This is a genomic window from Klebsiella sp. Q11 (assembly GCF_964241505.1).
GTDB classification, from domain to species: Bacteria; Pseudomonadota; Gammaproteobacteria; order Enterobacterales; family Enterobacteriaceae; genus Klebsiella; species Klebsiella michiganensis.
The window spans coordinates 178864-197035 of record NZ_CAXSXW010000001.1 but is presented as its reverse complement, the minus strand read 5'-3'; the positions used below and the strand labels follow the sequence as shown (position 1 = coordinate 197035).

Sequence of the window (18172 nt, the reverse complement as noted above, 5' to 3'; positions counted from 1 at the left end):
CCGGAGGGCACTCTGATGGATGCCAATCTGATTCACGATATTATTTTCTACGTTATGTACGCCGCGCTGGCGATCGCCGTGGTGATACTGGTTGAACGCGGCCTCTATTTTTCGTGGGCCCAGCGTCAGGCTTTGCGCTTTGAAAAGGCGCTGACGCCGGACGTTCGCCGCGCGTCGGATCTGCCGGAATCGCTGACCGGCCGCAGTAGCCTCCCGCTGACCCTCATTCTGCCGGTGCTGGAGAAAAAGCAGACGGCGGAAGACCGTGAGGCGATGAGCGATCTGATCGACGCTCAGTATCTGCTCAGCAAACCGCAGATGTCGCGTGGGCTGTGGATGCTTGAAACCGTTGTCACCGCCGCGCCGCTGCTGGGCCTGCTGGGGACGATCCTCGGTATTATGGATACCTTTAAGGCCCTTTCCGCCTCCGGCGTCTCCGATGCCAGCATGGTTTCTGCGGGTATGGGGACCGCCCTGTATGCCACCGGCCTGGGCATTGCTATTGCGCTGCTGTGCCTGGTGGGCAATAACTATTTGCAAAGCCGCATGGAGCGAATCAACGAACTGCTGAAGGTGCTGCTGATCCGCGCCGGCAGCCCTGTCAGCCGTCCGGAGCAGGGCGGCAAACGCTGGGAAGGCCACGAGGCGCAGCGCTATGCCTGAACATGGTCAATGCGGGTGGCCGGCAGGCCGCCTGATGAGCGCGCTGGCGGGGAGCTGGATGCTGTTAAGCCAGCCGGTATGGGCGGCGTTCTCTATACCCGGCTACGAGCTGGTGTATAACGCGCCGCAGGAAACCACCTTACAGGATAACGACTTACGTCATGCCGCCGAGGTCTGGCAGCAGATGTTCGATGCGGCGCGCAGCCATATCGATCTGGCGCAGTTTTATGTGGCGAATGAAAAAGGCTCTCTGCTGGATGGGGTTCTGGCACGTCTGCGGGCCGCCGGGGAGCGTGGAGTAAAAATTCGTTTTCTGATGGAGGAGAAGGGCGTGGGCCTTTCAACGCCGGAAACGCTGACGGCGCTGAAAGCGATCCCGAACCTGGAATTGCGGGTGATTCCGTTCCATCGGCTGACTGGCGGTATTGTTCACGCCAAGTATCTGCTGGTGGATGGCAAAGAGGCTTTTGTCGGTAGCCAGAATTTTGACTGGCGGGCGCTGGAACAGATCCAGGAGACCGGTCTGCGCATCAGCGATCCGCAAACGGTGCAGCAGATTCAGGCTATTTTCGATCAGGACTGGCAGGCGCAAGCTCTGCTGGCGGAGAGTAAGCCGGTACCGAAGCCGGCGCGGCAGGCGGTAGCGTCGGCCCCGCAGGGCAATTATCTGGTTGCCAGCCCGCGCGATTATAACCCGAGCGGGGTGATTGATTCGCAGGTGGCGCTGCCGCGGCTGCTGGCGAGCGCCAAATCGCGGATCCGGGTGCAGGTGATGGACTATGCGCCGCTGGCGTGGGGAGAAAAGGGGAGCCGGCCCTTTTATGCGCCCATTGATAACGCCCTGCGCAGCGCGGCGGCCCGCGGCGTACAGGTGGAGCTGATGGTGGCGAACTGGAACCTGAAAAAGCCGGAGGTATTCTGGCTGAAGAGTCTCTCTCTGGTGCCAAACGTTCAGCTAAAAGTGGTGACCATACCTCCCGCCAGCCGGGGGTTTATCCCCTTTGCCAGGGTGGTACACAGTAAGCTGATGACCATCGACGGTACGACGGCGTGGGTCGGAACCAGCAACTGGAGCGGAGGCTATTTCGATAACTCACGCAACCTTGAGCTGGTGCTGAATAATGCGTCGATGGCCGCACGCGTGGACGCGCTTTACAGCCAGCTGTGGAATAGCCGCTATGCGGCGCCGATCAAGGTCGATTTTGATTATCCGGTTCCGCATCCTGGCCGCGAGTTCGAATAGATAAATCGGCTGAGGCTTCCCCTCTCCCGAAGGGGGAGAGGGGAAGCCTGTTTTCGTCCTCGCCAGAGGCTGCCTTATGCTTTGGGCTTATAGCGCAGCAGGCGGTTGGCGTTGCTCACGACGGTAATCGAAGAGAGCGCCATGGCCGCGCCCGCCACCACCGGGTTGAGCAGCGTTCCGGTCAGCGGCCACAGGATCCCGGCGGCAATCGGAATGCCCAGCGAGTTATAAACAAATGCCCCCAGCAGGTTCTGCTTCATATTACGCAGCGTGGCTTTGGCGATGTCCAGCGCATCGGCAACGCCGTTCAGGCTATGGCGCATCAGGGTAATCGCCGCCGTCTCAATGGCGACATCGCTGCCGCCGCCCATGGCGATCCCCACATCGGCCTGCGCCAGCGCGGGCGCATCGTTGATACCGTCGCCGATCATCGCCACCTGATGCCCTTCGCTTTGCAGGCGCTTAATCGCATCGGCTTTCCCGTCCGGCAGCACCCCGGCAACCACCTCATCAATGCCCGCCTCTTTGGCGATAGCTTTGGCGGTGGTGGGGTTATCTCCGGTCAGCATCACCAGACGATAGCCCTGGCGGTGCAGCCTGGCTAATGCCGCCACGCTATCTTCGCGCAGCGGATCGCGGATGGCGAACAGCGCCGCCGCCTGACCATCTACCGCCAGCAGCACCGGCGTGGCACCCTGTGACGCCTGGGCGGTCATGTCGTCTTCTATTTCAGCCGTTGCAATCTTGTGCTCATTAAGCAGCGCCTGGTTGCCGAGCAGCAGACGGCGGCCTTCGGCTTCGCCTCTGACCCCCAGCCCGCGCAGCGTGCGGAAGTTTTCTACCGCAGGCAGGCGTTGGTCCGCGGCTTTGTCGAGAATGGCTCGCGCCAGCGGGTGGCTGGAACCTTGCTCCAGAGACGCCGCCAGACGTAGAGCGGTGGACTCATCTATGGCGGTAAAGGTTTTTATCGCCACCACCTGCGGTTTACCCTCGGTCAGGGTACCGGTTTTATCAAAGACCAGCGTATCGAGAGTGCTGGCGCGCTGCAGCGCATCGGCGTCGCGCACCAGTACGCCGTACTCCGCCGCGCGGCCCACGCCGGAGATAATCGACATCGGCGTTGCCAGCCCCAGGGCGCACGGACAGGCGATAATCAGCACCGTGGTGGCGATCACCAGGGTATAGACAATTTGCGGCGCCGGGCCAAAAAAGTACCAGATCGCGGCGCTGAACAGGGCTATCGCCACAACCGCCGGGACGAACACGGCGGAGATTTTGTCCGCCAGCTGGCCGATTTCAGGTTTACTGCTCTGCGCCTGGCGCACCATGCGGATAATGCGCGCCAGGGTGGTTTGACTGCCGACGGCGCTGGCGGTAAACAGTACGCTGCCGTCCTGCACTACGGTCCCGGCATGAACGGCGTCACTGTCGCCTTTTTGCTGCGGCACCGGCTCGCCGGTGAGCATCGCTTCATCGAACCAGGCTTCGCCCTGGCTAATGACGCCGTCGACCGGTACGCGATCGCCGGTGGTCAGACGCAGGATCATTCCCGCCTGAACCTCAGCCAGCGGCAGATCTTTTTCGCCTTCGTCGGTGACCACCCTCGCTGACGGCGGGGTTAAATCGAGCAGTTTTTCCAGCGCTTTCGAAGAGCGCTGGCGCGCGCGGGCTTCCAGCATATGGCCGAGGTTAATCAGACCGATAATCATCGCGCTGGCTTCATAATAAAGGTGGCGGGCTTCCATCGGAAACCACTGCGGCCACAGGTTGACGCTCATTGAATAGAGCCAGGCGACGCCGGTACCCAGCGCTACCAGCGTATCCATGGTCGCGGTGCCGTTTTTCAGGCTTTTCCACGCGCTGCGGTAGAAATGGCCGCCGGCAAAGACCATCACCGCCAGGGTGACAACACCGATAGCCAGCCACAGGGAGCGGTTATCATCGCTGACCATCATATTGTCGCCGATCATTCCCCAGCCCATGACCGGGATACCGACCAGCAGGGCGACGATAGCCTGCCAGCGGAAGCGCTTCATTGTGGCGACGGCGGTTTCCTGCTGGCGCTCGCGGCGTTCGAGGTCGTCTTCGATAGCTTCCGCGCCGTAGCCCGCTTTCTCTACGGCCTGGACTAATTCTGCGGCGGACGCGCTGCCCATCACCAGCGCAGTGCGTTCCGCCAGGTTGACCCGCGCCTGCGAGACGCCCGGCACCGCGGCGAGCGCGTGTTGTACCCGGGATACGCAGCTGGCGCAGCTCATGCCGTTGATTAACAGCTGCTGGCTGTCATCTTCGTCACGGGCTGCCGGAAGCTCAGAGGTGGCCGCTGTCAGCGCTTCCGGCGGGATTGATGATTCTGCCAGCGGTTTAGCCTTTGGGTGGCTGAGCTCCGCGCCGTATCCGGCCTGTTTAATGGTCTCAATCAGCGCTTCCGCGCTGGCGCTGCCCGTGACGTGGGCTTCGGTAACGGTGACTTCCGCCTGCTCAACGTCGGGACGCTGCTCCAGACTCTCTTTCACCCGTTTAACGCAGTGGCCGCAGGAGAGGCCATCAAGCGCGAGGTCGATAGTGGTAGACATACATAACTCCTGAATAAATTTCCGGTTAATGATTGACCGAACACACTCTTTCATCGAGTATTAACAAGGTTAAACCTTCCAGCAAGGGGAAGGTCAAGGGGGAAAGATGAATATTAGCGATGTGGCGAAAAAGACCGGCTTAACCAGCAAAGCGATCCGTTTTTACGAGGAGAAGGGGCTGGTGACGCCGCCGCTGCGTAGCGAAAACGGCTACCGCAGCTACAGCCAGCAGCATCTGGATGAACTGACCCTGCTGCGCCAGGCGCGCCAGGTGGGGTTTAATCTGGAAGAGTGTCGCGAGCTGATATTCCTGTTCAACGATCCCTCGCGGCACAGCGCCGACGTGAAACGCCGGACGCTGGAGAAAGTCGCGGAAATTGAGCGGCATATCAGCGAGCTGCAGGGCATGCGTACGCAGCTGCTGGCGCTGGCGGACTCCTGCCCCGGCGATGACAGCGCGGATTGCCCGATCATCGATAATCTCTCAGGCTGCTGTCACCGCAAGGCGCAGGCTTAACGCCGCGCCGGGTTGAGCATAAAGACCACCGTGCCGCGGTAGTAGGGGGAGTCATTCAGCTGCATTTCCGCCTGCCGATCGCGTCTGCCGTTTTGCACCAGCCCGAGTTTGAACGGGATACGCAGCCGGCTGAGCGCGGGGAGATAGTCCTGATAATTCGCCACCGTGTGGCGTCCTTGATAGCTTTGCACCACCAGTTCATCAACCGCAAGCGCGTTCAGTGTGGCAATATCGCCGGTTTTAGCCCAGTCCAGCAGGCCCGTTACCCCCAGCGCGAACTCTGGCGGCAGCTGCTGGCGTAGCTGTTGCAAAAACTGGGCGTAGTCGGCGAGCTGATATGTGGCTGCGTCAAAATCAACCTGCAGACCAACCACCTGATTGCCAGCCGCCCGCCAGCGCTGCATCAGGCGTACGATCCGCGGCACAATCGTCTGCGGCACATCAAGTGTGGTAAACCGGACGGTAAGCCAGATTGCGGGAAACGTCAGGCGGCTGACCGGCAGGCCGAGGCGCTGGAATATGACCTCGCCCGCGCGCGTCAGCACCTCGCCCTGATGCAGATACACCGTCTGCGCGTTCTGCAGATCGTTGCTGGCTTTCACCCCGGACCACAGCCAGAAGGCGGAATGCTGGCGCGCATCCACGCGCTCCGCCGCCTGCGCTGACCCGGACAGCAGCGCGATTACCAGTAATATTTGAGTTTTTGCGCCCACGGGCTGCCCGGATACTGCGTTTTCAACTGAGTGAACCAGCCCTTACGCTGCAGTTTTTCGACATCTTCGCCGCCGCATTCGTTGCTACCGGAGGGGGCGTAACAGAGAATCGCCCGATAGAGCGCATAGCTTTTATCTTCCGGCTCCGCTTTCGGCGAGGTGATAATCTGCTGGTAATAGCGTTGGCGATCGTACTGTCCCAGAGGCTGCTGGCGGTTGATGGCGGCCTCGAGTATATCGTTGCCGGCGTGGTCTTTCCACAGATCAACATGCGTCTGCGTGGTACGGAAGAACTCGCCCAGGCAGTTAAGCCCATGGGCATCGTCGGCGTTTTTACTGAGCACGGTGACGGTGTCATCCAGGCTGCGGCAGGCATAACCGGCTTCGGTCGCCTCGCCATCCCAGTCGAAGCTGCTAAGGTTGACGTCGTTAAAGGCCTCGCTGATTACCGGCTGGGTAATAGCGGTGGCGAGCTTTTTGTCGTTCAGCCAGTCGCTGAAGCGACTTTCCGTGAGATCCCGCACCAGCAGCGTATGCAGAGCGATAGTACGTTCTTCATTATTGGGACCGTTGGCCGCCTGTTGGCGTAGCAGTTCAGGCGAGGCCTGGGTTTTCAGCACTCGGGAGCGAAAGCGTAGATTGGTCACCGGGCTATCGGCGGCAAAGATAGCCGCCGCGTTACCGCTGTAGACCAGCGTTGCCGCCAGTTTTGCCTGGATATACTGCTGTTGCTCGGGGTTTTGGCTAAGTTGTAGCAGCTGCTGCCAAAAATCGCGCGCCGCGGGCCACTGTGTTTGTCCCATTAGCGCTTCGCCGTAGAGGACCTGTTCGCTGAAGGCGAGAATATCATTCGCCGGCAGCGTTTTCGCCGGCGTGACAGCCTGCAGGATGGCGGCATTGTTGCCCGTCGCGCTCCACAGCTGCAGCTGCAGGTCGCGCCACAGCGGCAGATTTCCGCTCTTCTCAAACGCCGCTTTGCTGGCGTCAAGCTGTGCCTGGGTTAAGGTTGGCTTATTGTCAGCATTCAGGCGCAGGGCGCGGAGAAGTTCGACATAGCTGACCTGCGGCGCGTCCGGGAATGCTGCCAGAACGGGCTGCGCGTAGAACGGCATGCCGAAGACATTATCATATTCACTCACCAGTTTACGCAGTTCCCCGGCGTCGGCAGCCTGCCGGAAGGCCTGCTCATAGAGTCCGGCCAGCTGCGGCCACGCCTGCAGATACCAGTTAATGCGGCGCAGCATATTGCGCGCGGAGTCGGCATAAAGCCCTGCGGGCCAGCGTTGCAAATAGGTTTGTGCTTCTTTTTGCGCCTGTGCGGCATCATCACGATTGATGCGCGCAATATCAAAATCGCCGTACTGCCCGATGCTGTTCTGGCTACTTTTGTTGAGCGCCGTGCGCATCAGCATATATTGCGCGGTCTCGGTCAGCCAGGGCTGCTGACTCTCCAGCAACAGGGTGAAATCGTGGGTCGCGGCGGTGTAATTGCCGCCATAGAAGTGGGCGATGCCGGAAAGGTAATAAGCGAATAAGTCGGCGTCCGCATCTGCCGGGAAGCTATTGAGGATATCAGCGACTGCGGTGATATTGGCGCCATAAAACAGTTTCAGCCGCGCCAGCGCCAGGTCATGACGCTGCTGCGGGGTCACAGAGGGCGCGGCGAGCAGGGCGGCGTTGAACTGGCTGACGGCGGCAAGGGTGTTGCTGACAAAGCGGTTTTCCAGTTCATAGTCGGATGTTCCCAGCCGTTCAGCCGAATCGGCCGGCATGACCTGCGCCGGATCGATATTCAGCGCCGCCATTTGTTGGATGAAGGTTTCATCTTCGCGTTGCGCCGGCGGCGCGGGAGGCGGCGGCGCGCTATCCCACTCAGGATGCCAGGCGAAGTAAACATCGCGGGTACGGCTGACATCAGCGGGAATGGCCTGAACGGGCAGGGCGAAAGATTTCGCTTCGCTCAGCAGGCGCAACAGATTATCGCGAGAATCGTTTCCCGGGGTGAGGATTGGGTCGCCTTTTAGCAGGCATAGCGGGTCGCTCCACGAGCAATCTTCGATATCAGCAGAAGCATATGCCTGAGCGGCTGCCGCGAGCAGGGCGCAGAGCGAAAGGGTAAACGTTGTCTTCCTGACCATGACGGATGTCCTGTGGCGTGATTATTGTGATACGGCTCTTATATGTAGGGTGATGCCTTCGATGGCGACCACTTCAACTTTGCTGCCCGCCGCGAGGTCGTCATCGGCAATAACCGGCCATGAACTGTCGCCCACGCGGACGTGTCCGCGGCCGTTAACCAGCGCCGTTTCCAGCGTAAAGCGGCGGCCAAGCAGCTGCTGCCCGCGCTGATTAAGCTGAGCGTCCGCCGGCTTCTGGCGCTTAACGCGGTTACGCAGCCAGCGCGACCACAGCCAGGCCGCCAGCAGAGTCAGGACGGCAAACAGCGTACCCTGCCACTCCCAGCTCAACGGCAGCATCCAGACCAGCAGCCCGGTTACGACGCCGGCAATGCCGCTCCACAGCAGATAACCGTTGCCGCCGAGCATTTCCGCCGCCAGCAGCAGCCCGCCGAGGCTGAGCCAGAAAATATGCGGGTGGGTGAGAATCAGCGCGATCATGATTTTTTCTGCGCGCCAGCGCCTTCTTTAAGCAGCTCGCCGATCCCGGCGATGGAGCCCATCAGGCTGCTGGCGTCGAGCGGCATCAGCACCACTTTACTGTTGTTGGCCGCGCCAATTTGCTGCAGCGCATCGGTATATTTCTGCGCGACAAAGTAGTTGATGGCCTGAATGTCGCCGGAGGCGATAGCGGATGAGACCATCTGCGTAGCGCGCGCTTCCGCTTCCGCGGAACGTTCGCGCGCCTCTGCCTGTAAAAACGCCGACTGACGCTCGCCTTCGGCTTTGAGGATCTGCGACTGCTTCTCGCCCTCGGCTTTTAAAATTTCCGCCTGACGTATCCCTTCGGCCTCAAGAATATAGGCGCGCTTGGTGCGCTCGGCTTTCATCTGGGCGTTCATGGAGGCGATAAGCTCCGCCGGCGGGCGTACGTCGCGGATCTCAACGCGGGTGATTTTGATGCCCCACGGGTTGGTCGCTTCATCGACAATATGCAGCAGGCGGGTGTTGATGCTGTCGCGCTGGGAGAGCATTTCGTCCAGCTCCATGGAGCCCAGCACGGTACGAATGTTGGTCATGGTCAGGTTGATAATCGCCAGCTCGAGGTTGCTGACTTCATAGGCGGCTTTCGGCGCGTCGATGACCTGAATAAAGCACACCGCATCAATGGTGACGTTGGCGTTATCGCGCGAAATCACTTCCTGCGAAGGGATATCGAGCACCTGCTCCATCATATTAATTTTGCGCCCGATACGATCCATAAAGGGCACCACCAGGCTCATCCCCGGCTGCAGCGTTTGCGTATAGCGGCCAAAGCGCTCTACCGTCCACTGGTAGCCCTGAGGAACGATTTTTACCGCCGCTCCGACGATAACCAGCGCGACGAAAATAAGAATGGGGATAAAAATCAGCATCAAAAACCTCCTGTCTTGTTGCCTGTTGATGCGCCGGGAGAGTGGCGCGCGTTTAACCAGAGTATATCTTTCCGCGCATCCGGGTGAAAGAAAAGTGGAGTAAACTAGAGGCGTTGTCGAAAAACTGGGAATAATAATGACCGAAAGTAACGCTATTTTGCGCCTGGACAATGTGGGTTTTCAGGCCGATGGAGTGACCATCCTTAATGAGATGAGTTTTCAGCTCAGGGCAGGGGAATTTAAGCTGATTACCGGCCCTTCCGGCTGCGGAAAAAGCACGTTATTAAAAATAATCGCTTCGCTGCTGAGCCCCACCGCGGGAAGCATTTTCTTCGCCGGTAAAAACATTAATGACTTAACGCCGGAAACCTATCGTCAGCAGGTTTCCTACTGCGCGCAAACCCCGGCGCTGTTCGGCGATTCAGTGTATGACAACCTGGTCTTCCCGTGGCAGATCCGTCATCAACAGCCGGATCCCAACGCGCTGGTCGCCGATCTGCTGCGCTTCGGGCTGGCGGAGAATACGCTGGAAAAGTCAATCAATGAACTTTCGGGCGGGGAAAAGCAGCGCGTTTCGTTGATTCGCAATCTGCAGTTTTTACCGCAGGTGCTGCTGCTCGATGAAATTACCAGCGCGCTGGACGAGAGCAATAAAAAAAACGTGAATGAGATTATCCATCGCTACACGACCGAAAAAAATATCGCCGTTCTGTGGGTCACTCACGATAGCAATGAAATTGCCCATGCGGATGAAGTGATTACCCTAAAGCCTGCCGGCGGAAAAGCGCAGGAGGAGAAAAAAAATGAACGGGCATAATATTACTAACGAATCGCTGGCGCTCTCCATGGTTCTGGTGCTGGTAGCGATCGTGGTCAGCTACCGGGAAAAGCTGGCGCTGGAAAAAGATATTATCTGGAGTATCTGCCGGGCGATTGTGCAACTGATTATCGTCGGCTACGTGCTGAAATATATCTTTAACGTTAATCACGCCGTGCTGACGCTGCTGATGGTGCTGTTTATCTGCTTTAACGCGGCGTGGAATGCGAAAAAGCGCAGCAAATATATCGATAAAGCCTTTCTTTCTTCGTTTATCGCGATAACCACCGGCGCCGGATTAACCCTGGCGGTGCTGGTTTTTTCCGGATCGATTGCGTTTGTGCCGATGCAGGTGATTCCGATTGCCGGGATGGTGGCCGGTAACGCGATGGTGGCGGTCGGGCTGTGCTACAACAACATGGGGCAGCGTTTCAGCAGCGAGCAGCAGCAGATCCAGGAGAAGCTGAGCCTGGGCGCGACGCCGAAGATGGCTTCCGCAAGGCTTATCCGCGATAGCATTCGCGCCGCGCTGATCCCGACGGTAGATTCGGCGAAAACGGTGGGGCTGGTGAGCCTGCCGGGGATGATGTCGGGGCTGATTTTCGCCGGGATTGATCCGGTAAAAGCGATTAAGTACCAGATTATGGTGACGTTTATGCTGCTGTCGACCGCCAGCCTGTCAACGATTATCGCCGGGTATCTGACCTACCTGAAGTTCTTTAATGCTCGCCATCAGCTGGTGGTGACGCAGCTGAAAAAACGCGCGTAAGTTTTTCCCCGGAGGCGGCGCTGAACGCGCCTGTCCGGGCTACCGTCCCGCAGACGGCGGGGCATCTGTAGCCCAGCTAAGCGCAGCGCGAGCCGGGTTTTTTACGATTAATAAAGCAGAGAGTAGAGCTGGCGGCGGTACTTCGCGGCCAGCGCGTCGCCGGTGCCGAGGGCGGAGAGGATCTCCTGCAGCAGCTTGCGAACCTCGCCGTTTCCGGCGCCTAAATCTTTTTGCAGATGGCTGAACAGCAGCGCCAGCGCCTCTTCGTTACGCCCCACCTGATGCAGCTGTAATGCCAGCTGGGAGGCCAGCGCCGCGTCTTCCGGGTTCTGCTCTACCTGCTGCTGCAGCTGCTGAATTTCCGGCGTGTCGGCGGCTTTTTTCAGCAGCTCGATCTGCGCCACCAGCCCCTGATAGCGGGTATCCTGATCCTGCAGCGGCACGGTTTTCAGTACGGTTTCCGCTTCATCGGAACGGTGGAGGGCAATCAGCGTTTCCGCCAGCAGCAGGCCAATCTGGCTCTCCTGGTTCGACAGCTGCCAGGCGTCTTTCAGCAGCGGCAGCGCTTCGGCGTAGTTCTCTTCCTCCATCAGCGCCAGCGCCTGCTGCGCTTTGAGCTCCTCTTCGCGCGGCAGGAACTTATCCAGCAGCGCGCGCACCGCTTCTTCCGGCTGCGGGCCTTCGAAGCCGTCGACCGGCTGACCGTTCTGGAACAGGTAAACCGTAGGGATTGCGCGCAGGCCAAACTGCGAAGCCAGCATTTGTTCGGCATCGCAGTCAACTTTAGCGAGGGTAAACAGGCCGTTGTACTGGGCGGCGAGGCTCTCCAGTACCGGCGTCAACTGCTCGCAATGTTGGCTGCGCGCGGACCAGAAATAGAACAGCACCGGCGTTGTCGCGGACTGCTGTAGCGTCTGGTGTAGGTTAGCTTCGGTAATATTGACAATATTCTGTGCGGACATGAGCAAGTCTCTTTAATCGATATTTGTATAGATATATGGGGGCGACGGCAGGCGCTTCAACTTAGCCCTGGATAATTTTGTCCATCGCGCGGGTCGGCAGCAGGCGTTTCAGCAGGGCGACCGCATGCGCCACCAGAGTGACCCGGTAGCGCAGCTTCGGTTTATCGCTGACAAAAGCATGGCGCACTTTTTCCACCACCGCTTCCGGCCCGAGAGTAAAGCGGGCGGCGATGCCGGGGTTTTCCACCGGCTTATCGGTCTGGGTCTGGTTGACGTTGTTGGTGAAGCGGGTGTGGATCGGGCCCGGCTCAATCAGGATGACCTTAATTCCGCTGTGGCGCAGCTCCATGCGCAGCGCGTCTGACCAGGCTTCCAGCGCGAATTTGCTGGCGGCATAGGCGCCGCGGCCGGGGCTGGAGATAATTCCCATCACCGATGAGGTCATCACAATTCGCCCTTCGCCGTGCGGCTCCATTGCCGGAAGCAGCAGCATCGTTAGCTGATGGGCGCCGAAAAAGTTGGCGGAAAACTGCTGCTCCATCTGCCGGCGGCTGATGGTCGGCAGCGGGCCGTAGACGCCGTAGCCCGCGTTGTTAAACAGGCCGTACAGGCGGTTGTCGGTCAGGGCAATCACCTCGGCGGCGGCGCGTTCAACGCTCTGCGGATCGTCAAGATCCAGCAACACACCGGTCAGCCCCAGTTCCTGCATCCGTGCGACATCTTCCGCTTTGCGGCAGGCGGCCAGCACGTTAAAGCCCTGGCGCTTTAAATCAAGGGCGCTTTCAAGACCAATTCCGCTGGAACATCCTGTAACTAAAACCGATTTTTGCATAACTTTACCTGCAAATGACTCGCTGTTATCAGGAGTCATGATTAACTAAGGGAGCCAAACGCGTCGCCATCCAGTCGGCGATAAACGGCTGGGCGTCGCGATTAGGGTGAATTCCATCGTCCTGCATCCACTGCGGTTTCAGATAAACCTCTTCCATAAAAAAGGGCAGCAGAGGAATATCAAACTCTTTGGCCAGTGCCGGATAAATTGCGCTAAAGGCTTCATTATAACGGCGGCCATAGTTGGCGGGCAGGCGAATTTGCATCAGCAGCGGCTGGGCGTTTGCCGCTTTGATATGCTCAATAATGGTACGCAGCGTCTGCTCCGTCTGCTGCGGCGGGAAACCGCGCAGCCCGTCGTTACCGCCCAGCTCTACCAGCACCCAGCGCGGCTGATGCTGCTTAAGCAGAGCCGGCAGCCTTGCCAGCCCCTGCTGCGAGGTATCGCCGCTGATGCTGGCGTTAACCACCGGCGTTTTGGTCTGCCACTTATCGTTAAGCAGTGCAGGCCAGGCGGTATTGCCCGCCATGCGATAACCGGCGCTCAGACTGTCGCCGAGAACCAACAGCGTGTCGGCCGCCATCGCGCGGCAGGTAAACAGGACCAGAAACAGGAAAGGCAAATGCCAGCGGAAAACATACTTGAAGTTCATCATCTTAAGAAATCCGTCGGTCAGGGTGAGCATCAGCTTTCCATCCTTACCGGAGTTGAGCTGGTTGTCAAACAGGGGCAGACCATCGCCCTGATTGGCGAGTCGGGGTCCGGCAAATCGACGCTGCTGGCGATCCTCGCCGGGCTGGACGACGGCAGCAGCGGGGAGGTTTCGCTGCTCGGACAGCCGCTGCACCAGATGGACGAAGAGGCGCGGGCGAAGCTGCGCGCTAAGCACGTCGGCTTTGTGTTTCAATCTTTTATGCTGATACCCACCCTCAATGCGCTGGAAAACGTTGAGCTTCCGGCGCTGCTGCGCGGCGAAAGCGACAGTCAGAGCCGCGGCAGCGCCCGGGCGCTGCTGGAGCAGCTGGGGCTGGGCAAACGCCTGCATCACCTGCCGGTACAGCTCTCCGGCGGCGAGCAGCAGCGGGTCGCGCTGGCGCGCGCGTTTAACGGCCGCCCGGAGCTGCTGTTCGCCGATGAACCCACCGGCAACCTCGACCGTCACACCGGGGATAAAATCGCCGACCTGCTGTTCTCGCTGAACCGCGAGCACGGCACCACGCTGATCCTCGTCACCCACGACCCGCTGCTGGCGGCGCGCTGCGACCGACGGCTGAGGCTGGTGGATGGCCAGCTGCGGGAGGAAGCATGATCGCCCGCTGGTTCTGGCGCGAATGGCGCTCGCCGTCGCTGCTGATCGTCTGGCTGGCGCTGAGCCTGGCGGTGGCCTGCGTGCTGGCGCTGGGCTCGATAAGCGACCGCATGGAGAAAGGACTCAGCCAGCAGAGCCGGGAATTTATGGCCGGCGACCGTACGCTGCGCAGCTCGCGCGAAGTCCCGGGCGCATGGATTGACGAAGCGCGTCGCCTTGGTTTAACCGTCGGCGAACAGCTGAGCTTCGCCACTATGACGTTTTCCGGCGATACGCCGCAGCTGGCGGACGTCAAAGCGGTTGACGACACCTATCCGCTATATGGTCAGCTGCAGACCCAGCCGCCGGGGCTGAAGCCGCACGCCGGCACCGTGCTGCTGGCGCCGCGATTAATGGCGCTGCTGAATCTGAAAACCGGCGACACCATCGACGTGGGCGACGCCACGCTGCGCATTGCCGGCGAGGTGATACAGGAGCCGGATGCCGGATTTAACCCCTTCCAGATGGCGCCGCGGCTGATGATGAATACCGCCGACGTGGCGAAAACCGGCGCGGTGCAGCCCGGCAGCCGCGTCTCCTGGCGCTATAAGTATGCCGGAACCCCGCAGCAGCTGGCGGACTACGAAAAGTGGCTGCTGCCGAAGCTGGGGCCTGAACATCGCTGGATCGGCCTGGAGCAGGACGACAGCGCGCTGGGTAAATCGCTGGAGCGCTCGCAGCAGTTTTTGCTGCTGTCGGCGCTGTTAACGCTGCTGCTGGCGGTCGCCGCGGTGGCGGTGGCGATGAGCCACTACTGCCGCAGTCGTTACGATCTGGTGGCGATCCTTAAAACCCTCGGCGCCGGGCGGGCGCAGCTGCGCAAGCTGATTGTCGGCCAGTGGCTGATGCTGCTGGCGCTGGCGGTGGTTGCCGGCGGGGCGATGGGCGTCGGGCTGGAGCATATTCTGCTGCTGATGCTTAAGCCGGTGCTCCCGGCGGCGCTGCCGGCGGCGAGCGGCTGGCCGTGGCTGTGGGCGATCGGCGCGATGGTGGTGATTTCCCTGCTGGTCGGGCTGCGTCCTTATAGACTGCTGCTGGCGACGCTGCCGCTGCGGGTGCTGCGCCAGGATGTCGTCGCCAACGTCTGGCCGCTGACGATCTATATTCCAGTGGTGTGCGCGGTGGTGGTAGCCCTGCTGGCGCTGCTGATGGGCGGCAGCCCCCTGCTATGGGCGGTGCTGGCGGGCGCCGTGGTGCTGGCGCTGCTGTGCTGCCTGGCGGGATGGGGCGTTCTGTGGCTACTGAAGCGTTTGACGTTAAAAGCGCTGCCGCTGCGCCTGGCGGTGAACCGTCTGCTGCGTCAGCCGTGGTCGACCCTGAGCCAGCTGGCGGCCTTTTCGCTGTCGTTTATGCTGCTGGCGCTACTGCTGGTGCTGCGCGGCGATCTGCTTGACCGCTGGCAGCAGCAGCTGCCGCCGGAAAGTCCTAACTATTTCCTGATTAACATCGCGCCGGAGCAGGTGGTGCCGGTGAAAACCTTCCTCGCCGAACATCAGACCCGCGCCACCGAGTTCTACCCCATCGTGCGCGCCCGTCTGACGCAAATTAACGGTCAGGTGACGGAGGGCAATAAAGATGAAGCCCTGAACCGGGAGCTTAACCTCACCTGGAGCCGCGAGCGTCCGGATCATAATCCGCTGGTTGCCGGTAGCTGGCCGCCGAAGTCGGGCGAGGTGTCGATTGAAGAGGGGCTGGCGCAGCGTCTGGGCGTCAAGCTCGGCGATAGCGTGACCTTTACCGGGGATACTCAGGACTTTAGCGCGAAGGTGTCCAGCGTGCGTAAAGTCGACTGGGAAAGCCTGCGGCCGAACTTCTTCTTTATCTTCCCGCAGGGGGCGCTCGACGGCCAGCCGCAAAGCTGGCTGACCAGCTTCCGCTGGGATAACGGCAACGGGATGCTCACGCAGCTCAACCGCGAATTCCCCACCGTCAGCCTGCTGGATATCGGCGCGATTTTGCAGCAGATTGGCCAGGTGCTGACCCAGGTAAGCCGCGCGCTTGAGGTGATGGTGATTCTGGTGACCGCCTGCGGCGTTTTGCTGCTGCTGGCGCAGGTACAGGTCGGGATGCGTCAGCGTTATCAGGAGCTGGTGGTCTGGCGCACGCTGGGGGCCGGGAAGTCTCTGCTGCGCACCACGCTGTGGGCGGAGTTCGCGCTGCTGGGCGTGGTGTCCGGCGTCGTGGCGGCGATTGGCGCTGAGGTGGCGCTGGCGCTGCTGCAAAGCAAAATCTTTGACTTCCCGTGGTCTCCGGACTGGCGGCTGTGGGTGATGCTGCCGCTCTGCGGGGCGATACTGCTGTCGCTGTGCGGCGGCTGGCTGGGGCTGCGTCTGCTGAAAGGTAAGGCGCTGTTCCGCCAGTTTAGTCAGGGATAGGGTTAGCTATGTAGCCCGGGTAAGGCGTTATCCGCCACCCGGGGGGTTCACTGTATGCGGGAAAGTAGCCCGGGTAAGGCGTCAGCCGCAACCCGGGGGGTTACCCTGTACGGATGCGCGTTGCTATTGCAGATGACCGTGGTTCAGCGCGGTGAGCGGCTCATTAACATCGAAAATTTTGCAGATAACCTCGTTTACGCCGAGAGATTTCAGACGCGCGGTGTGCTTGTTGAGATAAGCGAGCGCGGTTTCTTCATTCGCAAAAAGATAGATCCCGCCCGCCTCCTGATTTTTTTCGCTTTCCGTCCAGACCTTCCAGATAAAACCCGGCTCCTGATTGATGGACTCGGCCAGCTCCACGAGCTGACGGGACATCTCGCTGCCGAAGGGACCGTTAAAGGCAAAGTGCAGCTGCAGTAGTTTTTTCGACATACTTCCTCCATGGATGATGTTTGCGCGGTAATAGACCATTTTAATGACATGGCGATGAAAAGATAACCACAGTTTTTTTAACGGCACAAAATGGTAAGTCACTGATTTTTAACCGCACGAAACATTAAAAACTCAACAACACGCCATACTCGATCGCAGTTAATATTCAACTGGTAAATATAAGGTTGCTTATTAATCAAGGAAAAAGTATGGCACATAAAATAAAAGCGCTGGCGATAACGATCGGCGCAGCCCTGGCGTTAACCTCTTTTGCATCCCAGGCGGAAATTACGCTTTTAAAACAAGATCCGCAGGCGGGCGATCCGTTAAGCCGGCTTAATTTCACCGTCGGCGGGAGCATCCGTCCCCAGTTCAACATGATGTCCGGCGACGGAGACAAAGGCTCTTATAAACGTAACGGTTTCGATGGCGGTACCCGTTTCCGCTTCGCCGCCGACTACTATCTGTTCGATGATATTAGCTGGATCAGCTACTACGAGCTGGGCGTCAATATTCCGGCGCTTTTCGACTGGGATAACCACTACGCCGAAGGCGCGAATAACACCAGCCGCCGTATGCTCTATACCGGCCTGAAAAGCGATACCTGGGGGACGTTAACCTACGGTCAGCAGAACAGCGTTTATTACGACGTGGTCGGGGTAAAAACCGATATCTGGGATTACGACATGATAGGCCAGGCGCCGGGTAACGGCATCAACGGCGACTACGATGGCTCCTATCGCTCACGCAATATGCTGAAATATAAGAAAACCGTTGGCGATGTCGATCTTTACGCCTCTTATCTGTTTGAGGACAGCGAATATCTGCCGGGCAACGGCCTGCGCTACAAGCGTAAAGGCGGCGGCTCCATCGGCGCCGATTACCACATCATGAAGGATTTGACCTGGGGCGCAGCGTGGAACTATACCCGCGCCGATATGCGTAACCCCTCCAGTTCAGACAGCAAATCATACGATCAGAATATCGTCGGTACCGCGCTAAGCTGGACGCCGGATAACTGGACCTTCTCCTTCGGCGGCGGCTGGTATCAGAACTTCCTGACCACCAAAAAAACCGATGTTCATAACTACTTCGCGGGCGATGCCTGGGGTATTGAGTACTTTGCCGGTTATAAATTCCCGATTGGTCAGTATGCGGTGAAATCTATTCAGCCGTACTTTATGGGCGACCGCCTGCAGTACGTGAACGGCCGCAACTATCAGCGGATTGATAACGGCGTCGGCGTGAGCTTCCAGCTGGATTATGGTTTCCGCGTTGACTATGAACACGTCTTCACGTCGAGCACCGACAACCTGGGCGATATGAACCTGGTGCGTCTGCGCTACGACTTCTAAGCGCTGACACTTCCCCGGTGACGCTGCGCTTACCGGGG

Annotated in this window: 17 protein-coding genes; 8 read left to right on the top strand and 9 right to left on the bottom strand. The window is 59.5% G+C overall.

Annotated elements, in window-relative coordinates:
- The first annotated feature begins 15 nt into the window (after positions 1–15).
- Both ACESQ2_RS00865 and ACESQ2_RS00860 read left to right on the top strand, forming a co-directional pair.
- Complete coding sequence (locus tag ACESQ2_RS00865) at positions 16–663, top strand: MotA/TolQ/ExbB proton channel family protein (protein WP_004137930.1); 648 nt, start codon at positions 16–18, stop codon at positions 661–663.
- Positions 656–1906 (top strand): phospholipase D-like domain-containing protein, encoded by a 1251-nt coding sequence (locus ACESQ2_RS00860; protein ID WP_014228221.1) that lies wholly within the window; start codon positions 656–658, stop codon positions 1904–1906. Before ACESQ2_RS00865 ends, ACESQ2_RS00860 begins: the two co-directional genes overlap by 8 nt.
- 74 nt (positions 1907–1980) lie before the next feature.
- On the opposite strand, the gene copA is transcribed toward ACESQ2_RS00860, so the two are convergent.
- Positions 1981–4482, bottom strand: coding sequence for a copper-exporting P-type ATPase CopA (gene copA, locus ACESQ2_RS00855; RefSeq protein ID WP_368768368.1), 2502 nt, complete (start codon positions 4480–4482; stop codon positions 1981–1983).
- Between the two features lie 106 nt (positions 4483–4588).
- Here copA and cueR point away from each other — a divergent pair, with 106 nt between their 5' ends.
- Entirely contained in the window at positions 4589–4999 is a 411-nt protein-coding gene (gene cueR, locus ACESQ2_RS00850; RefSeq protein WP_014228223.1) for a Cu(I)-responsive transcriptional regulator, read from the top strand.
- On the opposite strand, the gene ACESQ2_RS00845 is transcribed toward cueR, so the two are convergent.
- The 4 genes from ACESQ2_RS00845 to ACESQ2_RS00830 are packed head-to-tail and all read right to left on the bottom strand — an operon-like array spanning position 4996 to position 9244.
- Positions 4996–5712, bottom strand: a complete 717-nt coding sequence (locus ACESQ2_RS00845) for a DUF3142 domain-containing protein (RefSeq protein ID WP_025107133.1) — start codon at positions 5710–5712, stop codon at positions 4996–4998. The genes cueR and ACESQ2_RS00845 overlap by 4 nt on opposite strands.
- Positions 5682–7850: a hypothetical protein gene (locus ACESQ2_RS00840; protein ID WP_345911479.1), complete on the bottom strand. Its 2169-nt coding sequence runs from the start codon at positions 7848–7850 to the stop codon at positions 5682–5684. Before ACESQ2_RS00840 ends, ACESQ2_RS00845 begins: the two co-directional genes overlap by 31 nt.
- 21 nt (positions 7851–7871) lie before the next feature.
- On the bottom strand, positions 7872–8330 hold the full coding sequence (locus tag ACESQ2_RS00835) for an NfeD family protein (RefSeq protein WP_172868649.1): 459 nt from the start codon (positions 8328–8330) through the stop codon (positions 7872–7874).
- Positions 8327–9244 carry an SPFH domain-containing protein gene (locus ACESQ2_RS00830; protein ID WP_004129981.1) on the bottom strand — a complete coding sequence of 306 codons (918 nt, stop codon included), beginning with the start codon at positions 9242–9244 and terminating at the stop codon, positions 8327–8329. The genes ACESQ2_RS00835 and ACESQ2_RS00830 overlap by 4 nt, the downstream gene beginning before the upstream one ends.
- 136 nt (positions 9245–9380) lie before the next feature.
- Between ACESQ2_RS00830 and fetA the strand changes: the two genes are divergently transcribed.
- Together fetA and fetB are read left to right on the top strand one after the other, a co-directional pair.
- Entirely contained in the window at positions 9381–10061 is a 681-nt protein-coding gene (gene fetA / locus ACESQ2_RS00825; RefSeq protein ID WP_004848402.1) for an iron ABC transporter ATP-binding protein FetA, read from the top strand.
- On the top strand, positions 10048–10830 hold the full coding sequence (gene fetB / locus ACESQ2_RS00820) for an iron export ABC transporter permease subunit FetB (protein ID WP_014228227.1): 783 nt from the start codon (positions 10048–10050) through the stop codon (positions 10828–10830). The genes fetA and fetB overlap by 14 nt, the downstream gene beginning before the upstream one ends.
- 107 nt (positions 10831–10937) lie before the next feature.
- Here fetB and ACESQ2_RS00815 read toward each other — a convergent pair whose 3' ends face one another.
- The 3 genes from ACESQ2_RS00815 to tesA form a co-directional block, all read right to left on the bottom strand.
- On the bottom strand, positions 10938–11792 hold the full coding sequence (locus ACESQ2_RS00815) for a co-chaperone YbbN (protein ID WP_014228228.1): 855 nt from the start codon (positions 11790–11792) through the stop codon (positions 10938–10940).
- Between the two features lie 61 nt (positions 11793–11853).
- Complete coding sequence (locus tag ACESQ2_RS00810) at positions 11854–12663, bottom strand: SDR family oxidoreductase (protein ID WP_171820944.1); 810 nt, start codon at positions 12661–12663, stop codon at positions 11854–11856.
- The gene (tesA, locus tag ACESQ2_RS00805; RefSeq protein WP_014228230.1) at positions 12653–13276 is read right to left on the bottom strand and encodes a multifunctional acyl-CoA thioesterase I/protease I/lysophospholipase L1; all 624 of its coding nucleotides are present in this window, start codon (positions 13274–13276) and stop codon (positions 12653–12655) included. The genes ACESQ2_RS00810 and tesA overlap by 11 nt, the downstream gene beginning before the upstream one ends.
- Here tesA and ybbA point away from each other — a divergent pair.
- A complete protein-coding gene (ybbA, locus tag ACESQ2_RS00800; RefSeq protein WP_004099723.1) occupies positions 13247–13933 on the top strand; it encodes a putative ABC transporter ATP-binding protein YbbA in 687 nt (228 codons plus the stop codon). The genes tesA and ybbA overlap by 30 nt on opposite strands.
- Positions 13930–16347, top strand: coding sequence for a putative ABC transporter permease subunit YbbP (ybbP, locus tag ACESQ2_RS00795; protein WP_373170097.1), 2418 nt, complete (start codon positions 13930–13932; stop codon positions 16345–16347). The genes ybbA and ybbP overlap by 4 nt, the downstream gene beginning before the upstream one ends.
- Before the next feature lie 123 nt (positions 16348–16470).
- Here the strand turns inward: ybbP and ACESQ2_RS00790 are convergent, their stop codons facing one another.
- Entirely contained in the window at positions 16471–16779 is a 309-nt protein-coding gene (locus ACESQ2_RS00790; protein WP_014228233.1) for a monooxygenase, read from the bottom strand.
- 209 nt (positions 16780–16988) lie between these two features.
- On the opposite strand from ACESQ2_RS00790, the gene ACESQ2_RS00785 reads away from it, so the two are divergent.
- A complete protein-coding gene (locus tag ACESQ2_RS00785; RefSeq protein WP_004130005.1) occupies positions 16989–18134 on the top strand; it encodes a porin in 1146 nt (381 codons plus the stop codon).
- Positions 18135–18172 lie beyond the last annotated feature (38 nt).

Bases quoted from the DNA above. Each gene is read 5' to 3' on its own strand.
- ACESQ2_RS00865 (WP_004137930.1), top strand. From the start codon at position 16: ATGGATGCCAATCTGATTCACGATATTATTTTCTACGTTATGTACGCC.
- ACESQ2_RS00860 (WP_014228221.1), top strand. From the start codon at position 656: ATGCCTGAACATGGTCAATGCGGGTGGCCGGCAGGCCGCCTGATGAGC.
- copA (WP_368768368.1), bottom strand. From the start codon at position 4,482: ATGTCTACCACTATCGACCTCGCGCTTGATGGCCTCTCCTGCGGCCAC.
- cueR (WP_014228223.1), top strand. From the start codon at position 4,589: ATGAATATTAGCGATGTGGCGAAAAAGACCGGCTTAACCAGCAAAGCG.
- ACESQ2_RS00840 (WP_345911479.1), bottom strand. From the start codon at position 7,850: ATGGTCAGGAAGACAACGTTTACCCTTTCGCTCTGCGCCCTGCTCGCG.
- ACESQ2_RS00835 (WP_172868649.1), bottom strand. From the start codon at position 8,330: ATGATCGCGCTGATTCTCACCCACCCGCATATTTTCTGGCTCAGCCTC.
- ACESQ2_RS00830 (WP_004129981.1), bottom strand. From the start codon at position 9,244: ATGCTGATTTTTATCCCCATTCTTATTTTCGTCGCGCTGGTTATCGTC.
- fetA (WP_004848402.1), top strand. From the start codon at position 9,381: ATGACCGAAAGTAACGCTATTTTGCGCCTGGACAATGTGGGTTTTCAG.
- fetB (WP_014228227.1), top strand. From the start codon at position 10,048: ATGAACGGGCATAATATTACTAACGAATCGCTGGCGCTCTCCATGGTT.
- ACESQ2_RS00815 (WP_014228228.1), bottom strand. From the start codon at position 11,792: ATGTCCGCACAGAATATTGTCAATATTACCGAAGCTAACCTACACCAG.
- ACESQ2_RS00810 (WP_171820944.1), bottom strand. From the start codon at position 12,663: ATGACTCCTGATAACAGCGAGTCATTTGCAGGTAAAGTTATGCAAAAA.
- ybbA (WP_004099723.1), top strand. From the start codon at position 13,247: ATGCCAGCGGAAAACATACTTGAAGTTCATCATCTTAAGAAATCCGTC.
- tesA (WP_014228230.1), bottom strand. From the start codon at position 13,276: ATGAACTTCAAGTATGTTTTCCGCTGGCATTTGCCTTTCCTGTTTCTG.
- ybbP (WP_373170097.1), top strand. From the start codon at position 13,930: ATGATCGCCCGCTGGTTCTGGCGCGAATGGCGCTCGCCGTCGCTGCTG.
- ACESQ2_RS00790 (WP_014228233.1), bottom strand. From the start codon at position 16,779: ATGTCGAAAAAACTACTGCAGCTGCACTTTGCCTTTAACGGTCCCTTC.
- ACESQ2_RS00785 (WP_004130005.1), top strand. From the start codon at position 16,989: ATGGCACATAAAATAAAAGCGCTGGCGATAACGATCGGCGCAGCCCTG.